We start from the raw sequence: 21,404 nt of genomic DNA on the forward strand, positions 1-21,404 counted from the left end.
GAACCAGTGCCCGACACTGGGCTCTGCGCTATGCGATCAAGTCCCTGATCACCTTTCCGCCGAACTGGCTGAGCTGTTTGAAGCGGCCGGCGTGGTAGTAAGTGAGCTTGTTATCATCGAGCCCGAGCAGGCGCAGTAGCGTGACATGAAAATCGCGCACGTGCGCGACACCTTCCACGGCTTCCATGCCGAGTTCATCGGTGGCGCCGATGGTGTGGCCGGCATGGCAACCGCCGCCGGCCAGCCAGATGGTCATCGCCTTCGGATTGTGATCGCGGCCGTAAGTCGTCCCCATGCGCACGCCATTGTCCGGGGTGCGGCCAAATTCCCCGCACCACACGATGAGCGTGCTCTCAAGCAACCCGCGTTGCTTGAGATCGCTGATCAGCGCGGCGATCGGTTGGTCGACGCTGCGGATGAGATTGCCGTGTGCGCGCTCGATATAGTCGTGGCTGTCCCACGAGCCGTTGTAGAGCTGTACAAAGCGCACGCCTTTCTCCACGAGCTTGCGCGCGAGCAGACACTTGCGGCCAAAGGAATCCGTCGCGTCCCGGCCGATGCCATAGAGCTCCTTCGTCTTCGCATCTTCCTGGGAAAGATCGAGCACCTCGGGCACCTGCGCCTGCATGCGAAAGGCCAGTTCGTAATTATCCATGCGCGCCGCAAGTTCATCCTGCCAGGGATGCCGCGCCTGCTGCATCTGATTCAATTGCGCGATGAGATCGAGATTTACGCGTTCTCGTTCCATATTGACGCCCGCGGGCGGATCGATATCGAGGATCGGCGAGCCCTTCGGCCGCAACGGTGTGCCTTGGAAATGCGCGGGGAGAAAGCCGTTGCTCCAATTCGCCGCGCCGCCCTGCGGATAGCTCACCTCCGGCAGGACGATGAAGCCGGGCAAATTCTGATTCAGCGAACCGATGCCATAAGTGACCCATGCGCCGATGGCGGGGTCTCCACCAAAGCGGTTGCCGCAGTTCATCTGATACATCGCCGTCGGATGATTCACGCTGTCGACCTGACAGCCCCGGAAGAAACAGAGGTCATCCGCGACACCGGCGAGATGCTCCCAATTTTCCGCCATGTCCGCGCCGCTCTGTCCGCATTTGTGAAAGGCGAAGGGGCTGCGGACGTAGTAACGTTTGCCGCTTTCCATCGCGGATTTCTGTTTCCCCTGGCGCACGAATTCCTGGAGATGCAATTCGGCGAGCTTTGGTTTGGGATCGAAGGTGTCGATGTGCGAAGGTCCGCCTTCCATCATGAGGAAGATGCAGTTCTTCGCCTTGGCCGGAAAATGGCCCGGGTGCGGCGCGAGCGGATTCGGCTTCTCCTCCGCGCGCAGCAACGAAGTGAAGGCGAGGCCGCCAATGCTGGCGCCGAGACCGTAGAGAAATTCGCGCCGGGTCGGCGCATGCAAAGCGCGGGCGCCGGCGCAGGGGAAGAAGGGCCTAGTAGGCATAAGCGAAGTCGTTGGTGTTGAAGATCGCGAGGCAGACATCGGCGAGGGCGCGAGTGCGCGCGTCCACGTCGCTGGGTTGCAGGTCGGGGACGTAATCGGCGGAGTCGTAGAGTTTTTCCGCGAAGGCAAAATTCTCCCCGGTGTTTTCCTCGATCGCTTCGCGGCGGACTTCCAGCGGTGGCCTGGCAAAGACGAGAGGTGTTGGCGATTGGGCCCGCACTTTTTGCCAATGCGCCAGGCAGGCGGTGAACTCGCGGTCATCGGGCAGGCGCCCGCAGGCCAATCGGAAACAGCGCTCGATGGCCGCGCGATCCGATGTGGTCTCGTGGGTTGCGCGGGCGGCGAGCGCGAGCGCGCGGGCGTAGCTGGCCTTGCTGTTGAAGAGACTGAAGACCTGCGGCGTCACGGTCGAAGCTTCACGGCGCTCACAGGAAAAGTCCGGGGCGGGGGAATTGAAGACCTCCATTGCGGGATCCACGAGACCGCGCAGCTTGAGCGCGTAGAGCGAACGGCGGTTCCGCTGCTGTGGAAATGGATTGGGCGTCCACGCTGCCGCGAAGGTGCCCATGACCTGGCGAGGTTGCAGCGCTGCCTCGAGATTGATTTCCGGCCGATTGGGAATGCCGCCCATCGTGAGATTGAGTTCACCTGTTGCGGAGAGCATGGCGTCGCGCAGTTCCTCGGCAGTCAACCGCCGCGGGCGGAACACGGCATACGAAGAGCCGTCCGGATCCTTCTCTGCCAGTCGCTTCCGGTCGGGGTGCTCGGCGCTGCGGCGATACGCTTCCGAATTCATGATCAACCGGTGCATTGCTTTGCACGACCAGCCCTTCTCGACCAAGGTCGCGGCCAGCCAGTCGAGCAATTCCGGATGCGTGGGCTTTTTCCCCGTGCTGCCGAAGTTGTTGGGATTGCCGGCGATGGCCTGGCCGAAGTGCCAGAGCCAGATGCGATTGACGATGGCGCGTGTGGTCAGGGGGTTATTCTGGCTCGCCACCCATTCGGCGAAAGCTTTGCGCCGGCCTTCGATGCCGTCCGGGATCGGTGTCGTTTGGATGTCGCCCAGCACGCTGAGCACACATGGCGACACGGCTGGTCCTTTGGAGAAGGGATCGCCGCCGAGATGGATGCACGGCTCTTCGAGTTCCCCGGCGGTCAGGCGATTCGGCATCATCCGCTGCGGACGAAACACGGCTGTGACCTGTGGAGTGCGCCCATCGTAAACCGTGAGGGCAAAGGGTTCGTAACGCTCCAGTTCCCACGCGAGCCGCTCGAGGCCTTTGTTGGCGATGCGTTCCAGTCCGAACTCCTCGCGGGTGAGAGCGAGTTGGCGCGGCGGAAATTGATCTTCCGGGACGCCTTGTTTCAACAGCAGGTCGCGGGCGGTGTTGAAGAGCGAGCCGCGCTGCAGCTTCGGCATGTGCCGTGCACGTTCCAGGGCGGCGTTCCATTGGGAGGGGTCGATTTTCTTTTCTGCCAGCCAAGCGTCCGCGGCCTTCAGCGATTTTTCATCGAGGCGGGTGAGCGTGGCGCGATGATCGGCGAGACTTTCCTCGAGATACCGTTTTTCTTCGAAGCCGTTCGTATTTTCGTCAGGCAGAAAGGCGGCGGCGCGCTCGGCGAGTTGGGTCGTGGCGAAGACAGCCTGGATGCCGTAGTAGTCGCGTGTGGGGACGGGATCGAATTTGTGATCGTGGCAGCGCGCGCATTGCAACGAGTGGGCGAGGAAGGTTTCGCCGACGCTATTGGTGACGTCATCGAGAAAACGCTGGCGTGCGACTTTGGCCACTTCCATCGAAGTCAGTTCCCACGGGCCCATGCGCAGGAAGCCGGTGGCGATGAGCATCTCGGGATTCGCCGGATCGATTTCGTCGCCGGCGATCTGTTCGCGGACGAACTGGTCGTACGGCTTATCCTCGTTGAACGCGCGCACGACGTAATCGCGATAGCGCCAGGCGTTGCCGCGCACGTAGTCGTTGGAGAAACCGGAGGAATCGGCGTAGCGCACGACATCGAGCCAGTGTTGCGCCATGCGTTCGCCGTAGTGTGGCGAAGCCAGCAGGCGGTCGACGACTTTGGCAAACGCCTCGGCATCGGACAGGGAATCGTGGACAAAGGTATCGATTTCCTCGGGTGTCGGAGGCAGGCCGGTGAGGTCGAACGTGGCCCGGCGGATGAGCGTGACCCGATCCGCCGGCGGCGCGACCGGAAGGTCGGCAGGCAAACGCGCACGGATGAGTTCGTCAATGGCAGCCGGGCCGTCGCCCGTGGTCGCTGGCTTCTTTACTGGTTGATAAGCCCACAGGTTCTCCGGCTTGTATTTGCGATTGGTCCACTCCGGGCTCAGGCCGCCGGAGGTCTTGACCGGTGCGCCATCTTCCGCCGCCCACTTCGTGGCATTCGCTTTCGCTATTTCCTCGGCCCGCCCTTTGTCCGGCCACGGCGCTCCGCCGGCGATCCATTCTTTGATCCACTCGACCTGTTGGGCGTAAAGCTTGTCCGCCTCCTTCGGGGGCATCGGCTTCCAATCCGGTTCGTGCTGGCGCGTGGCGGCGAGGTAGAGCGGGCTTTCCTCGGGCTTCCCCGGATTGATCGCCGCCTCCTCGCTGTCGCCGCCGCGCAGGACCGATTCGAGCGAACGCATGTCGAGGCCGCCTTTGATTTTGTGCACGTCGTTGCCGTGGCAGGAGAGACACTTTTCGGAGAAGAGCGGTGCGATGCGGCGCACATAGAGCAACTCGGCGGGGTCATCGGCGCGGAGAGTTTGCATCGATACGAAGAGGCCGAAGGCGGTGATGGTCCCGCGCAGCGGGAACAAATGGAAGGGGAGCTTCATTCCGGTTTACCGATTTCAAATAGTTCGTGAATTTCCGTCGGGGACAGCGCCGCCTGGTAGATGAGGAATTCGTCGATGCGTCCGTTGAAATTACGGATGGGGAACTGGTGGCCTTGCGTGGGCAGCCCCCAATTGCCGATCTCGCAGGGGCCGAACTGGATGGGGCGGCCGGGTTGATGCATGGGGCTGACCTCGCGGCTGATTTCCTGGCCATCGAGATACTGCACGGCCTCGCCGCTTTGGTTGTCGTAGGTCACCGCCACGTGATGCCAGCGACGCTGATTGGTGAGGTCGAAGACGCGCGGAGAAAAATAGATCTGGTTGTTCTTTTTGTTCACGCGCTGGTCGGCCGGCGCGAGATAGGCGATCGAGAACATGAGGCGGCCATCCTCGTAGATCTGCCAATGCGGATTGCCCGGATCGTAACCGTCTGTAAGCAGCAGCGCGTTGTATTTGCGATCGAGGCCGTCCACGCGGACCCATGCGGCGAGGGTGATCGCGGAATAGATGTCCTTGCCGAGATTCACGCGTACGCGATCGCCGGGACTCTTGAACTCCAACGCGTCCTTCATCGGCCAGCGGCCCTCGGTCCAGCGCACCCCGACCGCACCGCCGGAGCGGGACGGCACGCGTGGTTCGGCGACATTCTCGACCAGCCGATCCCAGCGGTCGTCCGGGCCGTGGCGGAAGAGATAACACGCGAGGAGACGCGGATCGGTTTTCGCCTTTTGCATGTGCTGCCACCAGGAGTCGTAGCGCTCCTTCGCATGGGTGGAACTGATGGCGTTCAACTTCTCGATGCTCGGGAAATCCTCCGGTCGGGTATTGCCGGGCGACAGGGTGTGATCTTCCGCGCGGCGCAGACTCTGCCCGGTGCTGAGCAATTGCATAGCGGCATTTTCGGGATGTGCTTCCACCTTGCCTTCGAAAACGTGCACCTCGGTTGCGCCGCCGGCATCCGCGTTCACGCCAAATTCCGTGCCCAAGTCGACGAGATCCATGCCCGCCGTGCGCAGCTTGAATCCCTGCGCGGGTGGCGGCACGCGTACGGTGACTTTGCCGGTGTGGCAGACCGCTTCCCAAGGGGAAACCAATTCCAGCGACGCGCCCGCCTCGAGGATCATCGAGGCGCCGCTGAAAAATTCGATCTGCGCTACGCCGCGGGTGAGCCGCAGTGCGCCTGGGCGAATTGTGTCGCCGACGCGCAATCCTTTGGTGTCCGCAAATTCCGCATCGGTGGAGCGGGTGAGAATGGCGCAGCCAGTATTGGTCTGTTCGGGCGCCTGGCTTGTCAAAGAGCGTGCGGTAGTATGCTGGCGATCGTGCAGCCAGAGGGCGGAAAGACTGAGGAGAGCGATGAACGAGGCTGCGGCGGCCATCCAGCCGAGCATGCGGAAACGCACGGCGGGAGCGGGCAACGGCACGACGTTTTTGGGCAGGGCGGCTTCCGCACTTTGGTCCACTTGCTCGCGCAAGGCCGCGTCGAGTTGCGTCCAGCGGCGAAATTCACTCCGTGCCGCCGCTGAGGTGCGCAGCATGTCTTGCAGCGCCGCCGAATTTTCCTCGGTGATCCGTCCATCCAGCCACGCGGCGATCAGCGGGTGGAGTTGCTCGTCGTTCATACGAGTCCCTCCTGCGCCATGGTGCGCGAAATGCATTCCAGCAGGGCGGCGCGGAGGCGTTGCATCGTCTTGTAAAAGGCCTGCTCGCTGCTCCCGGCTTGCTGGGCGATTTCCTTGAGATGGGCGCCGGGCGCGTAGGCCTTGAGCACCAGTTCACGCTGGTTGGGTGGCAGTTTTCCGAGGCATCGCTCCAGCGCCTCACGACGCACAGAACCGCTGTCCGCCGCGCTCTCGGCTTCGTTGGCTAGCGATTCCCAAACGTCGTCGGAAAAGACCAGTGGGCTGCGGGCGACATTACGGCGATGCTTGAGCGCCTCGAAGCGCGCGATGGTCAGCAGCCACCCGGCGAAATTGGTTTCCTTTTCAAAGTCCGCGAACTTTCGCCACGCGACGAGGCTGGCATTTTGCATGACCTCCTCCACGTCCGGCCACGTGGGCAACAGCCCGCGCAGATAGGCGCGCATCCGCGGTTCGTGCTCGACCAGCAGGCGAACGAAAGCCTCATAGCCGGCGTCCGGACGTCCGGCGGTCGGAATGCGTTCTGGGGTGTCGTCGGTCATGCAAGGAATCACTCCCGATGCCGGCGATTCTGGACAAAGAATTTGTGTGAGGCAGCAATTTAAAGCGGCCGCGGCCTCCAAACGTGACCGGCTGTTTTATACGTTTGTATACATATGGACACGTAGGTGTTTTCCTTACTATTCTGGACACCCATTCGCCGCATTCGCGGTCGTTCTTCCGCTCAATGTCTTCCACTCAACTCGTTTCCGAACGTGACGCTTTGCGCCAGGCGGTCGAATTGGCCCGAAAAGAAAGCGGCCGATGCTCAATCGGGCATTGAAGCACGCGCAAGTGAGAATCACGATCATGGAATCCCGAGTCCGCGCGCTGAAGACCAAGCTGGAAGCGATGTATCACCGCTTGGAAAAACAGTCCGGACGACATCGGCATCACATCGAGGAGGCGCACCGCATCAGCGTCCTCGAGTCGCAATACGAGCAGTGCCTCCTCGAGAATCGCACATTAAGAACGCGACTTCTGGATACGGCTTCGAAACGGTCCGCAGCGATTCGCGGCCCGATACGGTGGCCCGCATAGGCGCCTTGGTCCGTCAGTTGTAGCCCAACGGGATCAGCCTGGCGTGCGGAGGTTTGTTTTGCGTAAATTTACGCTGTGAAATGTTGACGCTTTCGTGTCACATTGGCACAAAATCGGCTGCATTCTGTCGGCGACATCACAGAATCACCCATCCCCCAAAACATGGCCAAGAATCTGATCGCGGAGCGCGATGCATTGCTGAAGGCGCTGGAACTCGCGCATCGGCGAATCAACGAAGCCCAGAAATCCCAAAAACAAGCGGAGCAAGAGATCCATACTCTGGAAGCGCAAGCCCGAGCCTTGGAGATTCAGCTGGAATCCATGCATCGCCAGTTTGAAAAACGAGCCGGCGAAATCGCCGCGTGCCATGGTCACGGCGAGGAGCACATCCGAATGCTCGAACACAAGATCGGTCAAGGCGTGGCAGAGAGTCAGCGGCTCAAAGCCCTCCTCATCGAAGCCGAATCTGAACATAGCACGAATCATGTCCCCGCCCCCAGACGCGGCGTGCATTACGAACCCAACTCTCTCCACGTCGATGCCGACGTTGAAATCGAAGCCTCTCCCCCCCATCTGCGCCGGCATCGATCGTAGCCGGAAGGAAGTTCTTTACCGGCATCCTGCGCGGTCGTAATCCGCAAATTGATGGGGAGAGATGTTCTGAAAGTGGCAGCGGTCGCCGCCCATGGCGGTACCTCTTTGCGTTTGGGAGATCAGCAACAGTATGTTGCTGCCACTTACTCTCAAGCCAGCGCCGGAACCGGCGGGGGGATCTTGACGGAGATTCGCCCCAAGGCCTTGCGCAGCATGGCAAAATCGACCGGCTTGATAAGGTGCTCGTTGAAGCCCGCGGAAAAGCTTCGCTCCAAATCCTCGGGCATGCCGAAGCCACTGAGCGCGATGCCAGCGATGGGACGGTTGCCGGCGGCGGCGACAAATTTCGGCATGAGTTCCAGGCCGCTGCCATCGGGCAGTCCGATGTCGCTCACGAGCAGATCGAATTCGCCTTCTTCCACGTGCCGCAGGGCGCTGGCGACGTCCGTGGCCGTTTGCACGACATAGCCGGAATTGACGAGGAGACGCTGGAGGGTTGCGGCGGTATCCACGTGGTCCTCGACGAGCAGCACGCGCAGGCCCTTGGGCGCTGCCTGCACCGGCGTGGCCGATGTGACCTGCTGGCTGGGCTGGACTTCACGGACGGTCGGCAACGTGACGACGAACAGGGAACCCCGGCTGGCGCCGCCGCTGCGCGCTTCGATGCGGCCGCCGTGCAGCGTGACCAGCGCGCGGCAAATGGCGAGACCCAGCCCCAGGCCACCGGAGCGCCCGCTGTTGGCCTGTTCAAAGGCGTCGAAGATGCTTTCGAGCCGGGCCGATTCAATGCCGATGCCCGAGTCCGTGAACTCGACGCGCAGCGAGCCCGTGCGTTCGTCGTCCTCGGTGCGAAGGGAGATTGCGCCGCCGGGGGGCGTGTACTTCACGGCGTTGCTGATCAGGTTCCAGAAAATCTGCTGAATGCGCGCCGGATCGGCCTCCAGCGAATGCCGCTTCGCATGCAGATCGACCGTGAGCTGGAGTTGGCGTGTTTCGATATCCGGCCGGCAAATGTCCACGGCGCGAGCGAGAAGGTCATGCGCATCCACCGGTTCGGGTTGGAGCTGGAGCTTGCCGTTGCGGATGCGCGCGAGGTCGAGCAGGTCGTCGATGAGGCGCGCTTCGAGTTGCACGTTGCGGCGGATGGTCGCGATCGTGCTGCGCATCGGTTCGGGACAGTCTGCCTCTTCCAGTAAAGTGGTGGCGTGCAAGACCGGCGAGAGCGGTGTGCGCAACTCGTGCGAGAGCATGGCAAGGAAGCGATCCTTGGCGGTGTTGGCGGCCTCGGCGGCTTCACGCGCTTGCTTCGACTCCGCGTAGAGCCGGCTGTTGTCGAGCGCCATGCCGGCGCGCTCCGCCAGTTCGATGGCCAGCGAAAGATCCGCGTCGTTGTAGCGGCGCTCCGTCATACTCGCAAAGCAGAGGCCACCCAGGGTGCGGCCGCGGGCCCGCATCGCGACCACGATATACGACTGGATTTCGAGAGGGCGCAGTGCCGCTTCTTCCTCGGGGCTGCGGGCAAAAGCAGCCATCTGCTTTTCGCCAAATTGCTTGCACAGGACGGGGATGCCGCCCTTGAGGGCCGCGGCCACTCCCCTGCCATCTTCGAGGCGAGCCGGGAAGGCGCGGCGAAATTCGTTGATCTGCTGCTCGAGGGCCTTGTCCTTATGTGCCACGACGAGCGGCTTGAGCGTGCCGTCTTCCTGCACGAGGTCGACGATGCAGCAGTCGGCGAAATTCGGGATCAAGAGCTGCGCGAGCCCGGTGAACATCTCGCCATAGTCGAACGACGAGGCGAGAACACTGCTCGCTTCCGCGAGGAAACTGGAGCGCTCCCGCGCGGCGTCAGCTTCCGCCTTGGCGGCCTCGGCGCGCATCCGTCGCACCCGGTCCTCGGCCTGGCGGCGCAACTCGGCGTTCTTCGCTTCCAGTTCGGCATTCGCCGCGCGCAACGCCGCCTCGGCGCGCTTGCGTTCCGTGATGTCGACGAACGAAGCCAGCTTGAAGATGCCGTCCGAAGATTGGAACTGGCTGAGCCCCACCTCGAGTGGAATCGTCGTGCCGTTCTTGCGTTTGCCGATCAACTCGCGGGGGACGCGCGAGGTTTCGAAATCGTGCAGCCCATCCTCCGCGATCAACACGCTGATCGACTGGCAGATGAGTTCGTCGCGGTCGTAACCGAAGAGCGATTCGGTGCGCGAATTGACGAGAATGATCTGCCCGTCCGCCGCGATCATCACCATGGCATTCGGCGCGGTCTCGACCACCATACGGAAACGCTCTTCGGCCTGCTGCCGCTCGGCCATCTCCGCTTCCATGGCGCGATTCACCTCGGCGAGCGCGGTCGTTTTGCGGAAGAGATCGATGAATACGCCGATCTTCGAGCGCAGCACCGCGGGGTTCACCGGCTTGGTGATGTAGTCGACCGCACCGGCGCCATAGCCGAGCACTACATGCTCATCCTCCTGGTAATAGGCGGTGAGAAAGAGGATCGGGACGTGCTGCGTTTTCTTGCGCTGCTTGATGAGCCGGGCCAGATCGAGCCCGCTCATGTCGGGCATCTGCACATCCAGCACGATGGCGGCAAACTCCTCATTCATCAGCGCCAGGAGCGCTTCATCCGCCGTGGACGCATTGACCAGCCGATACTCCGGAGAGTTCAGGATGGTCTCGAGAACCATCAGGTTCTTCGGGTCATCATCGACGAGGAGAATGGAGATGAGTTTATCCATGCAGAGTTGACTTACCGATGCAGCCAGACGCGGAGGAGGGAGAGGAGTTGGTCGGTGTTCACGGGCTTGGCGATGTAATCGCTGGCCCCGGCTTCGAGACACTTTTCACGGTCGCCTTTCATCGCTTTTGCGGTGAGGGCAAGGATGGGCAGCGAACGGAAGCGCGCATTGTTGCGAATGCGCCGCATCGTTTCGTAGCCATCCATTTCCGGCATCATGATGTCCATGAGCACCATGGAGAGATCGGGCGTGTTCTCGATTAACTCGATGGCCTGGCGACCGTTGGTGGCGCTGATGATGTTCATCTCTTGATTCTCGAGGACGATCGAGAGGGCGAAGATGTTGCGGGCGTCGTCATCGACGATGAGTACCTTCCGTCCGCGCAAAGCCTCGTTCGAGCGATGCAGCGTCTCGAGCATGTTGCGCTTGGCCTCCGGCAAGTCGCCGATGATGCGGTGCAGGAAGAGCGCCGTCTCGTCGAGCAAACGCTCGGGCGAGCGCACGTCCTTGAGCACGATGCTCTTGGCTACGGTCTTGAGGTGGCTTTCCTCCTCGCGGGAGAGTTCCTTGCCGGTGAAGACGACGATCGGGACATCGCGCAAGTTCGATTCCGCCTGGATGCGATCGAGCAGCTCGAAGCCGCTCATATCCGGCAGGCGCAGATCGAGCACGCCGCAGTCGAAAGGCTTGTCGAGCAGCTCTTGGAGCGCTTCCGACCCGGTGCCCACGGTGGTGATCTCGATGTCGTCGTGGCCGAGCAATTCGACGATGCTCTGCCGTTCGAGGTCGTTGTCTTCCACGACCAGCAGGCGCTTCTTGCGCGGGGCGGCGAAGGTCTTGATGCGCTCGAAGGCGACGTCGAGATCTTCCGTCGTCGCGGGCTTCACCATGTAAGAGAACGCGCCGTGCGAGAGCCCATGCTGGCGCTCTTCGTCGAGCGAGATGATCTGCACGGGAATGTGCCGCGTGTTCGGATCGAGCTTGAGATTATTCAGCACTGTCCAGCCGAGCATGTCGGGCAGGAAGATGTCGAGGGTGATGGCAGTCGGCAGGAATTGCCGCGCCAGCGTGAGAGCATGCTGACCGCGCATGGCGACGAGACCCTTGAAGCCCTTGTCGCGCGCCAGGCCGAGCAGGACCCGCGCATAGTGGGGATCATCCTCCACGATGAGGAGAGCTGTGTCGCCGGGGCGGATTGCTTCGCGGTCATCGAGCACCTCCTCGTCGCGGGCGACGGGGAGCACGGGCAACGACGCCCCGCTGGGCAGACTCGCGGCGGCGCTGGAGACACGAATGGTCGCTGCGGCCGGTCCGGTGTAATTCAGCGGCAGGTAGAGGGTGAAGGTGCTGCCTTCACCGGGCACACTGTTCAGGCGGATTTCGCCGCCGAGCAGGGTCGCCAGTTCACGGGAGATGGCGAGGCCGAGACCGGTGCCGCCGTATTTGCGCGACGTGCCGGCGTCCGCTTGCTGGAATGCTTCGAAGATGAGGCGCTGCTTTTCCGGTGCGATGCCGATGCCGGTATCGCGGATGGAAAGAGCAATCACATTTGGCGCCCGTTTCAACACCGGGTGATCCACTGTCCAGCCTTCCGTGGCCGCCTCCGCTTTCATGCTCACCTGGCCTTGCGAGGTGAACTTGAAGGCGTTGGAGAGCAGGTTCTTGATGATCTGCTGCAGGCGCTTCGAGTCGGTGCTGAATTGCCGCGGCAGCGCCGGGTCGAAATCGACGTAGAACGGCAGATTCTTGTTGTCGGCGATGTGACGGAAATTGCGTTCCACCGACTCGCGCAACGAGGCGAAGGTGATGTCCTCGGCTTCCACCGCGACGGTGCCGGACTCGATCTTGGAAAGGTCGAGAATGTCGTTGATCAGGTTCAGGAGGTCTGCGCCCGCCGAGTGAATGTTGCGGGCGAAATCGACCTGCTTCTCGCTGAGGTTGCCCGCGCCGTTTTCCGCGAGCTGCTGACCGAGGATGAGGATGGAATTGAGAGGTGTGCGCAGCTCGTGCGACATGTTGGCAAGGAATTCTGACTTATACTTCGAAGTTAACGCCAATTCGGCCGCCTTCTCCTCCAGCGCGCTGCGGGCTTGCTCGATTTCCTTGTTCTTGCGCTCCACCTCGGCGTTTTGCTCGGCGAGCTGTCGGGCCTTTTGTTCGAGCTCTTCGTTTGTCTGCTGCAATTCCTTTTGGCCGGATTGCAATTCCGCGGTGAGCTGCTGGCTTTGCTGCAGCAGGCCTTCCGTGCGCATCGTGGCCTCGATCGTATTCAGCACCACGCCGATGGATTGGGTGAGCTGCTCGAGGAAGTTGAGATGCCCGTCGGTGAAGGCGTGCAAGGAAGCGAGTTCGATCACGGCTTTGGTTTCCCCTTCAAAGAGCACAGGCAATACCACAATGCTGGCCGGAAGTGCTTCACCGAGGCTGGAATGCACCGGGGTGTAGGAAGCGGGGATATTCGAGAGGAGAATGCGCTGCTTTTCCCGCGCGCATTGGCCGACGAGGCCATCGCCCACGCCGAGACGCTCGGCCTGGTCGGGTCGCGTGGCATAAGCGGCGAGCAGACGCAGGAGGGGATCGCCATTGTCGCCGACGGTCATCTGATAGACGGTGCCTTGTTGGGCGAAAATGAGCGGGGCCAGTTCGGAGAGCAGCATCTGGCCGACGGTGAAGAGGTCGCGCTGGCCCTGGAGCATGCGGGTGAACTTGGCGAGGTTGGTCTTCAGCCAGTCCTGCTCCTGGTTGCGCTCCGTCGTCACGCGGAGGTTGTCGATCATCGTGTTGATGTTGTCCTTGAGCTCCGCGACTTCGCCGCGGGTCTCCACCTGGATGGAGCGGGTCAGATCGCCCTTGGTCACCGCGGTGGCCACCTCCGCGATCGCGCGCACCTGGGTGGTGAGATTGGCGGCGAGGAGATTGACGTTACCGGTGAGGTCCTTCCACGTGCCGGCGGCGCCGGGGACGTTGGCCTGGCCACCGAGCCGGCCTTCCACGCCGACTTCGCGCGCGACGTTCGTCACCTGGTCGGCGAAGGTCGCCAGCGTGTCGGTCATGTTATTGATCGTTTCCGCGAGTGCGGCTACTTCGCCCTTGGCCTGCACGGTGAGGCGCTGGCGCAGATTGCCGTCGGCGACGGCGGTCACCACTTTGACGATGCCGCGCACCTGGTCGGTGAGATTGGCGGCCATGACGTTGACCGAGTCGGTGAGATCCTTCCAAGTGCCAGCGACGCCGGGCACCTGGGCCTGGCCGCCGAGCTTGCCTTCGGTGCCGACTTCGCGGGCCACGCGGGTCACCTCCGCGGCGAAGGCGTTGAGCTGGTCGACCATGGTGTTGATCGTGTTCTTCAACTCGAGAATTTCACCTTTCACGTCGACCGTGATCTTGCGCGAGAGGTCGCCACGCGCGACTGCGGTGGTGACTTCGGCGATGTTGCGGACCTGGGCAGTCAGGTTCGAGCCCATGGCGTTGACCGAGTCGGTGAGATCTTTCCAGGTGCCGGCCACACCGGGCACCACCGCTTGCACGCCGAGGCGGCCTTCGGTGCCAACTTCGCGGGCGACGCGGGTCACTTCCGAAGCGAAGGAGCGCAACTGTTCGACCATGGTGTTGATCGTTTCCTTGAGTTGCAGAATCTCGCCGCGGACGTCCACGGTGATCTTGCGGGAAAGGTCGCCATTGGCCACGGCGATGGTCACTTCGGCAATGTTGCGGACCTGGCCGGTGAGATTCGAGGCCATGGAGTTCACGTTGTCGGTGAGATCCTTCCACGTGCCGGCCACACCGGAGACTTGGGCCTGACCGCCGAGCTTGCCCTCAGTGCCAACTTCGCGGGCCACGCGGCTGACTTCCGAGGCGAAGGCGTTGAGCTGATCGACCATCGTGTTGATGGTGTTCTTGAGCTCGAGAATTTCACCGCGCACGTCGACGGTGATCTTGCGCGAGAGGTCGCCTCGCGCGACCGCGGTGGTCACTTCGGCGATGTTGCGAACTTGCGCGGTGAGGTTCGTCGCCATGGCGTTGACCGAGTCGGTGAGGTCTTTCCAAGTGCCAGCCACGCCGGGGACGAGCGCCTGGCCGCCGAGCTTGCCTTCGGTGCCGACTTCGCGGGCGACGCGGGTCACTTCCGAAGCGAAGGAGCGCAACTGATCGACCATGGTATTGATCGTTTCCTTGAGCTGCAGAATCTCGCCCCGGACGTCGACGGTGATCTTTTTGGAAAGGTCGCCATTGGCCACGGCGATGGTCACATCGGCAATGTTGCGAACCTGGCCGGTGAGATTCGAGGCCATCGAATTCACGTTGTCCGTGAGATCCTTCCAGGTGCCGGCTACGCCGGAGACTTGCGCCTGTCCACCGAGCTTGCCTTCGGTGCCGACTTCACGGGCCACGCGGGTCACTTCGGAAGCAAAGGCGCTGAGCTGATCGACCATGGTGTTGATCGTTTCCTTGAGCTGCAGAATCTCGCCCTTCACGTCGACCGTGATCTTGCGGGAGAGATCACCACGGGCGATGGCGGTGGCCACGTCGGCGATGTTGCGGACCTGGCCGGTGAGATTCGAGGCCATCGAATTGACGTTGTCGGTAAGGTCCTTCCACGTGCCGGCCACGCCGGGCACTTGTGCCTGGCCGCCAAGCTTGCCTTCGGTGCCGACCTCGCGGGCGACGCGGGTCACCTCGGCCGCGAAGGAACGCAACTGATCGACCATGGTGTTGATCGTTTCCTTGAGCTCCAGGATTTCTCCACGGACGTCGACGGTGATCTTCTTGGAAAGGTCACCATTGGCCACGGCGATGGTCACTTCGGCGATGTTGCGCACCTGCGAGGTGAGGTTCGAAGCCATCGAGTTGACGTTGTCGGTGAGATCCTTCCAGGTGCCGGCGACGCCGCCCACTTCCGCCTGGCCGCCGAGTTTGCCTTCGGTGCCGACTTCCCGGGCCACGCGGCTGACTTCCGAAGCGAAGGCATTGAGCTGATCGACCATCGTGTTGATGGTGTTCTTCAACTCGAGAATTTCGCCTTTCACGTCGACGGTGATTTTGCGGGAGAGGTCACCACGGGCGACCGCCGTGGTCACTTCGGCAATGTTTCGGACCTGACCGGTGAGATTGTCCGCCATCGAGTTGACGTTGTCGGTGAGATCCTTCCAAGTGCCGGCCACACCTTGCACTTCGGCCTGACCGCCGAGTTTGCCTTCGGTGCCGACTTCGCGGGCCACACGCGTGACCTCGGAGGAGAAAGCGTTGAGCTGGTCCACCATGGTGTTCATGGTTTCTTTGAGCTGCAAAATCTCGCCCTTCACGTCGACGGTGATTTTGCGCGAGAGGTCGCCCTTGGCGATGGCAGTCGCGACGTCGGCGATGTTGCGGACCTGACCGGTGAGGTTCGAGGCCATGGAGTTCACGTTATCGGTGAGATCCTTCCACGTGCCGGCCACGCCGCGCACCTGGGCCTGACCGCCGAGCTTGCCTTCAGTGCCGACTTCGCGGGCCACGCGGGTTACTTCCGAGGCGAAGCCGTTGAGTTGGTCGACCATGGTGTTGATCGTTTCCTTCAACTCCAAAATTTCACCCTTCACGTCGACGGTGATCTTGCGCGAGAGGTCGCCACGAGCCACGGCCGTGGCCACGTCGGCGATGTTGCGCACCTGCGCCGTGAGGTTCGACGCCATCGAGTTGACGTTGTCCGTGAGATCTTTCCAGGTACCGGCGACGCCGCCCACTTCCGCCTGGCCGCCGAGTTTGCCTTCCGTGCCGACTTCGCGAGCCACGCGGCTCACTTCCGAAGCGAAGGCGTTGAGCCGATCGACCATGGTATTCATGGTTTCCTTGAGCTGCAAAATCTCGCCCTTCACGTCGACAGTGATCTTGCGCGAAAGGTCGCCCTAGGCGATGGCCGTGGCCACGTCGGCGATGTTGCGGACCTGCGCGGTGAGGTTATTCGCCATGAAGTTCACGTTATCCATGAGGTCCTTCCAGGTGCCGGCCACGCCTTGCACTTCGGCCTGGCCGCAGAGATAGCCTTCGGTGCCCACTTCACGGGCCACGCGGGTCACTTCCGCGGCGAAGGCGTTGAGCTGGTCGACCATCGTGTTGATGGTGTTCTTGAGCTCGAGAATTTCGCCCTTCACCTCCACGGTGATCTTCGAAGAAAGGTCACCTTTCGCGATGGCGGTCGCCACGTCGGCGATGTTGCGGACTTGCCCCGTGAGGTTCGAGGCCATGGAGTTCACGTTGTCCGTGAGGTCTTTCCACGTGCCACCGACACCGGGCACAATCGCCTGGCCGCCGAGTTTGCCCTCGGTGCCAACTTCGCGGGCCACGCGGGTCACTTCCGAGGCGAAGGCGTTGAGCTGGTCAACCATCGTGTTGATGGTGTTTTTCAGCTCGAGAATTTCACCTTTCACGTCCACGGTGATCTTGCGGGAAAGGTCACCACGCGCGATGGCCGTCGCCACGTCGGCGATGTTGCGGACCTGGCCGGTGAGGTTCGACGCCATGGAGTTGACGTTGTCGGTGAGATCCTTCCAAGTACCAGCGACTCCCGAGACCTGTGCCTGACCACCGAGCTTGCCTTCGGTGCCGACTTCGCGGGCCACCCGCGTCACTTCCGCGGCGAAACCGTTGAGCTGGTCGACCATGGTGTTGATCGTTTCCTTAAGCTCGAGAATTTCGCCTTTCACCTCCACGGTGATCTTGCGGGAGAGATCGCCGCGGGCCACAGCCGTGGTCACCGCCGCGATATTACGCACCTGCGCCGTCAGGTTCGAGGCCATGGCGTTCACCGAGTCGGTAAGATCTTTCCAAGTGCCCGCCACGCCGGGCACCACCGCCTGGCCACCAAGACGGCCTTCGGTGCCCACCTCGCGGGCCACGCGCGTCACTTCCGACGCGAACGAACGGAGCTGGTCGACCATGGTGTTGATCGCCTCCTTGAGCTGCAAAATTTCACCCCGCACGTCCACGGTGATCTTCTTGGAAAGGTCACCGTTGGCCACGGCGATGGTCACGTCCACGATGTTGCGGACCTGGGCGGTGAGGTTCACCGCCATGAGGTTCACGCTCTCGGTGAGTTCCTTCCAGGCGCCGGACACATTCTTGACCTGGGCCTGGCCGCCGAGCTTGCCTTCGGTGCCGACTTCGCGGGCCACGCGCGTCACTTCCGAGGTGAAGACGGAAAGCTGGTCGATCATTCGGTTCACCAGCTTCGCGGAGTGGAGGAACTCGCCTTCCAGTCGGCGACCGTCGACATCCAGAGCCATGGATTCGCTCAAGTCGCCTTTCGCCACCGCGCCGATGGTCCGCGTCACTTCCGTGACCGGCCAGACCAAGTCGTCCACGAGGCCGTTGAGCATCTCGACTTCATCGCCCCATCCGCCGACCAGACCCGGCACCCGCATACGCTGCTTCAGCTTGCCTTCCTTGCCTACCACGCGGCAAACGCGCGTCGCTTCCTCCGAGCGCCGCTTGTTCATCGTGGCGACGTCGTTGAAAGCGTCGGCGATCTTGCCAAAGACGCCGGTCCAGCCGGAAGGGAGCCGCGTGGCAAAATTGCCGCTGCGCAGGGCCAGCATGGCCTCGAGAATTTCCAACGCCCGATCCCGCTCATCCGGCGAATGATTGCTGCCGTTGCTTTGCGGAAGGTTCCCGGTCGCTTTAGGTGAATCTTCGGAGCCTTCGGGCTTCGTCGGGAGGACGGTGGGTGATCCTGGCGTATCCATAATACTAATGAGGGTGAACGAAATGGTGTCGGGGAAACGATGCAGTTTCAAGACGGCGCTCGCCAGCGGAAGGCTCGGAACGACTGTCGGGGGTGCCCATTATTATCCTATCGGGGAAAATCCGTGCCTTGGATGCGTCATGGTTCCGTAATTTCTCGAACTACCAAAATGGCTGACCTTGATATTTTGTCGGTTTGCTGCAGACCCGCAATACTTTCGGAGGGCTCTGACCATGAGTACTGCTGGTAGTGGTTTTCGCTACATTTTCTGACACGCGACCGGTTCATGTTTTGGTTTCGAAAAGGCCTGTCGCATGGCCGAACCAAAAAATCCCATTTACGACGCGCTCCAGACCAAACCGGAGCCCTACCGGGCCGTGCGGCTCTTTTTTGCCGATGGCAGCCGCCAAGGAGGGATTTGGACCGGCAAAGTCTGGTGGTCGGAGGGTGGTGCGGTTCATCCCGATCAGTGGCAGCCGTTGCCTCCGCCGGAACCTGATCAGGAGTGAACGAGGGGAAATTTTTTGGCGAGGCATGCGGCTAGGCCTTGGACAGGAGCGCCGCCGCCGGGAAATCTGACAGAATTCTGGCAAGCGGTAAGGAAGAGTTGCTCGGAAATTTTTGGCCGGAGATGAGGTCGCACCAATCGCGCGACACCGACGGCTCGACGGCGGTGTCTTCCCAGCGATCGCCCAGCGGCGGGAAGCCGAGCTGCGAGACGAGGCGAGGGACGACGACGAGCAAAGTCATTCCCGAAAACTGGCGTTCGAAAGCGACGACACAATCGGCCAACGCGCCTGAAACAGAGATGGGCCGGTAGCTGCCCTCGGCGAAGAGTTGTGGATGGTCGCGGCGGAAATGCAGGAGAGTGCGGATGAGGTAGCTCTTGATGCGCCCATCCCGCCAATGCTCGAGGAGGGATCGCGGGGAGACTTCACCCGAGATCGCGGTCAAGGCCGTGCGGCATTGCTCGTAATCCACGGGTCGGCGGTTGTCGGGATCGACCAGGCTGAAATCCCACAGTTCCGAACCCTGATAGAAATCCGGCATTCCTGGGACGGTCAGCTTGAGCAGCGTCTGGCTCAGCGAATTGATGGCACCGGCGGCGGCCAGCCGCTCGGCGAAAGGCTGGAAGGTACTGAGGAAACGGTTGCCGGAATGCGGGGCAAGGACCTTCGCCACAAAGTCGCACACCGCTTTGTCCCACTCTACGTTGGGCTCGACCCAACTGCTGTTCACCTTTGCTTCGTGCAGGGCTTTTACCATGTAGTCCTGGATGCGCTTCACGTAGACCGGACGCGTCTGGGCGTTGAGCGGCTCCAGCGGCCATGAGCCCAGCAGCGTTTGGTAAAGCAGCGTCTCCTCGTTGTGATCCGGCGCCCATTCGTTGTCGATCTTGCCGCGGAATTTTCGGTTCACGGTGTGCCAGCGGCGCAGGGCGCGTCCCCATTCCTTGGGCATCTCGGAGAGCACGGTGAGACGCGCTCGCACGTCTTCGCTCCGCTTCGTGTCGTGCGTGGAGGTAGCGAGCATCGAGTGCGGAAATTCCGCGAGTCGCGCGGCGTTCTGCCGATGGAACGTCTCGACGGTCGCGCCGAATTCGCCGGGTTCGCCGCCGACTTCATTCAGGGCGATGAGCCGATGGTATTGATAGAAAGCGGTGTCCTCCACACCCTTGGCCGCGATGGGGCTGGTGCATTGCTGGAACTTGAGCACGAACTCGCGACGCAACGTTTCATCGAGTTGATGCGGGTTCGGATCCGGCGGAAGCAGCACGGCGCGGAGAAATTCGAAAACGGTGCGTTCCAATGCCGGATTGCGCCGCCGCGCCTCGGCCAGAGCGCGGTAAATGATGCGCACGCAGGCTTCGGCCGGTGTCTCCCCGGGCACGAGATAGGTGCGATAGACCCGGAAGCAGGCGATCGTTTCCCGCACCGCGGCGGTGAGCGCATTGACGGTGAAATCGCGATACCAACGATGGCTTTCGGAAAGCCGATTGAGCAGGTGACCAAGGACATTGACCTCGCTGGCCATCGACACCTGCATGACCAGTTTCTTGCTCCGGTAGACGAGCTCCTGGAAGCCCAGCTGGCGACCGACGAATCGATTGTAAGTATCCGTCATCGTGCGTTCCGCCGTCCGGTCGACGAGCAGTTCAGTCACTTGATTGGCGAATTCATAACCCGTGGTGCCGTGCACCGGCCAATCTGCCCGCAGCTTTTCGCCGGAGCCGAGGATTTTTTCCACCAGGAGGTAAATGGCATGCTTCTCTGCGGGGACGCCGAGGGTGCCGCTGGCGCCGGTCTGCAGGGTGCGCAGATACTCGCGCGGATCTGCCAGACCATCGATGTGATCGATGCGCACGCCGTCCACCGCATGGCTGCCGATCAATTGGAACAGGAGCTTGTGCGTGGCGTCGAAGACTTCCGGCAGCTCCATGCGGATGGCCGCGAGGGAATTGACGTCGAAAAAGCGGCGATAGTTGATTTCCTCGGCGGCGACCTTCCACGAGCTCAGGCGGTACGGTTGATTGCTGATCAAGGCGTCGAGACGATCGAAGCTGGTGGGGTCGCTGGCGTCCTGCAATTCCGTCAGCGCGCGTTTGATCGCGTCGAGGACGGCGGGAGTTTCTTCGCAGAGGCGATTCAACCGGTTGCGAATGACGTCCTTCTCCCGCATGCGTTCCACCACTTTGTCGTGATCCGTCTCCGTGCTCGCCGGCAGATGCTCGATGGCGGTCAGAATGCTCATCAATTCCACGGGCGGCTCCGCCAGCAATTCCGCGGCACGCTTGAGCAGCGGCCGCGTCGAGCGCGGGCCGAGCGGCAGGCGCAACGCGTAGTAGTCCAGCCAGAAACGCCCGCCCTCGAAACGCACTTTCAGGTCACCTTGTTCGAGCACGCGCCCATACTGGTCGCCGAGCACCGGCAGCAGGACTTTGTTTTCGAGCTCACGTTTGAGTGGCACCCAGTCGATGTCGAAGAACCGCGCGTAAGGCGACGCGGGGCCATTCTCGAGCACATCCATCCACCAATGGTTTTGCGTCTCGGCGATGCCCATGTGGTTTGGGACGAAATCGACGATCAAGCCCAGCTTCAGGCGGTGCAGTTCCGCGATCAGCGCATCGAAATCTTCGCGGGTGCCGATCTCCGGATTGAGCGCGTTGTGATCGCAGATGTCGTAGCCGTGCATGCTCCCGGGCATCGCCCGGAAAATGGGGGACGCATAGACATGGCTGATGCCCAGATCGTGCAGGTACGGCACCAGCGCGCGGGCATCGCGGAAGGTGAATTCCTTGTTGAACTGAAAGCGGTAGGTCGCGGTGGGAATGGAAGCGGGCATA

The 21,404-nt window shown here is 61.9% G+C and carries 10 protein-coding genes and 1 pseudogene; 3 read left to right on the forward strand and 8 right to left on the reverse strand.

What is annotated here, in order from left to right; genetic code table 11:
- Nucleotides 1-28: 28 nt before the first annotated feature.
- Genes CFE428DRAFT_RS09335 through CFE428DRAFT_RS09350 form a run of 4 tightly spaced genes read right to left on the reverse strand, consistent with a single transcriptional unit; the run spans nucleotide 29 to nucleotide 6,477 of the window.
- Nucleotides 29-1,459 (reverse strand): DUF1501 domain-containing protein, encoded by a 1,431-nt coding sequence (locus tag CFE428DRAFT_RS09335; protein ID WP_006979270.1) that lies wholly within the window; start codon nucleotides 1,457-1,459, stop codon nucleotides 29-31.
- Nucleotides 1,449-4,295 (reverse strand): PSD1 and planctomycete cytochrome C domain-containing protein, encoded by a 2,847-nt coding sequence (locus CFE428DRAFT_RS09340; RefSeq protein ID WP_006979271.1) that lies wholly within the window; start codon nucleotides 4,293-4,295, stop codon nucleotides 1,449-1,451. Before CFE428DRAFT_RS09340 ends, CFE428DRAFT_RS09335 begins: the two co-directional genes overlap by 11 nt.
- Nucleotides 4,292-5,917, reverse strand: coding sequence for a LamG-like jellyroll fold domain-containing protein (locus tag CFE428DRAFT_RS09345; RefSeq protein WP_006979272.1), 1,626 nt, complete (start codon nucleotides 5,915-5,917; stop codon nucleotides 4,292-4,294). Before CFE428DRAFT_RS09345 ends, CFE428DRAFT_RS09340 begins: the two co-directional genes overlap by 4 nt.
- Nucleotides 5,914-6,477, reverse strand: coding sequence for a sigma-70 family RNA polymerase sigma factor (locus CFE428DRAFT_RS09350; protein WP_006979273.1), 564 nt, complete (start codon nucleotides 6,475-6,477; stop codon nucleotides 5,914-5,916). Before CFE428DRAFT_RS09350 ends, CFE428DRAFT_RS09345 begins: the two co-directional genes overlap by 4 nt.
- Nucleotides 6,478-6,784: 307 nt before the next feature.
- Between CFE428DRAFT_RS09350 and CFE428DRAFT_RS39675 the strand changes: the two genes are divergently transcribed.
- Complete coding sequence (locus tag CFE428DRAFT_RS39675; RefSeq protein ID WP_237705464.1) at nucleotides 6,785-7,015, forward strand: hypothetical protein; 231 nt, start codon at nucleotides 6,785-6,787, stop codon at nucleotides 7,013-7,015.
- Between the two features lie 162 nt (nucleotides 7,016-7,177).
- Nucleotides 7,178-7,609 (forward strand): hypothetical protein, encoded by a 432-nt coding sequence (locus CFE428DRAFT_RS37155; protein ID WP_131989666.1) that lies wholly within the window; start codon nucleotides 7,178-7,180, stop codon nucleotides 7,607-7,609.
- A 149-nt stretch (nucleotides 7,610-7,758) separates the two neighbouring features.
- Here CFE428DRAFT_RS37155 and CFE428DRAFT_RS33325 read toward each other — a convergent pair whose 3' ends face one another.
- From CFE428DRAFT_RS33325 to CFE428DRAFT_RS41530, 3 genes and pseudogenes are all read right to left on the reverse strand, one after another.
- Nucleotides 7,759-10,341 carry a response regulator gene (locus CFE428DRAFT_RS33325; protein WP_006979276.1) on the reverse strand — a complete coding sequence of 861 codons (2,583 nt, stop codon included), beginning with the start codon at nucleotides 10,339-10,341 and terminating at the stop codon, nucleotides 7,759-7,761.
- Nucleotides 10,342-10,352: 11 nt separating this feature from the next.
- On the reverse strand, nucleotides 10,353-16,196 hold the full coding sequence (locus CFE428DRAFT_RS41525; RefSeq protein ID WP_006979277.1) for a HAMP domain-containing protein: 5,844 nt from the start codon (nucleotides 16,194-16,196) through the stop codon (nucleotides 10,353-10,355).
- A 33-nt stretch (nucleotides 16,197-16,229) separates the two neighbouring features.
- A pseudogene (locus CFE428DRAFT_RS41530) lies at nucleotides 16,230-17,933 on the reverse strand (HAMP domain-containing protein); the annotation flags it as partial.
- A 442-nt stretch (nucleotides 17,934-18,375) separates the two neighbouring features.
- Here CFE428DRAFT_RS41530 and CFE428DRAFT_RS09380 point away from each other — a divergent pair.
- Entirely contained in the window at nucleotides 18,376-18,570 is a 195-nt protein-coding gene (locus CFE428DRAFT_RS09380; RefSeq protein ID WP_006979279.1) for a hypothetical protein, read from the forward strand.
- 31 nt (nucleotides 18,571-18,601) lie between these two features.
- Here the strand turns inward: CFE428DRAFT_RS09380 and treY are convergent, their stop codons facing one another.
- Nucleotides 18,602-21,403, reverse strand: coding sequence for a malto-oligosyltrehalose synthase (treY, locus tag CFE428DRAFT_RS09385; RefSeq protein WP_006979280.1), 2,802 nt, complete (start codon nucleotides 21,401-21,403; stop codon nucleotides 18,602-18,604).
- Nucleotide 21,404 lies beyond the last annotated feature (1 nt).

Source organism: Chthoniobacter flavus Ellin428, assembly GCF_000173075.1.
Lineage (GTDB): Bacteria > Verrucomicrobiota > Verrucomicrobiia > Chthoniobacterales > Chthoniobacteraceae > Chthoniobacter > Chthoniobacter flavus.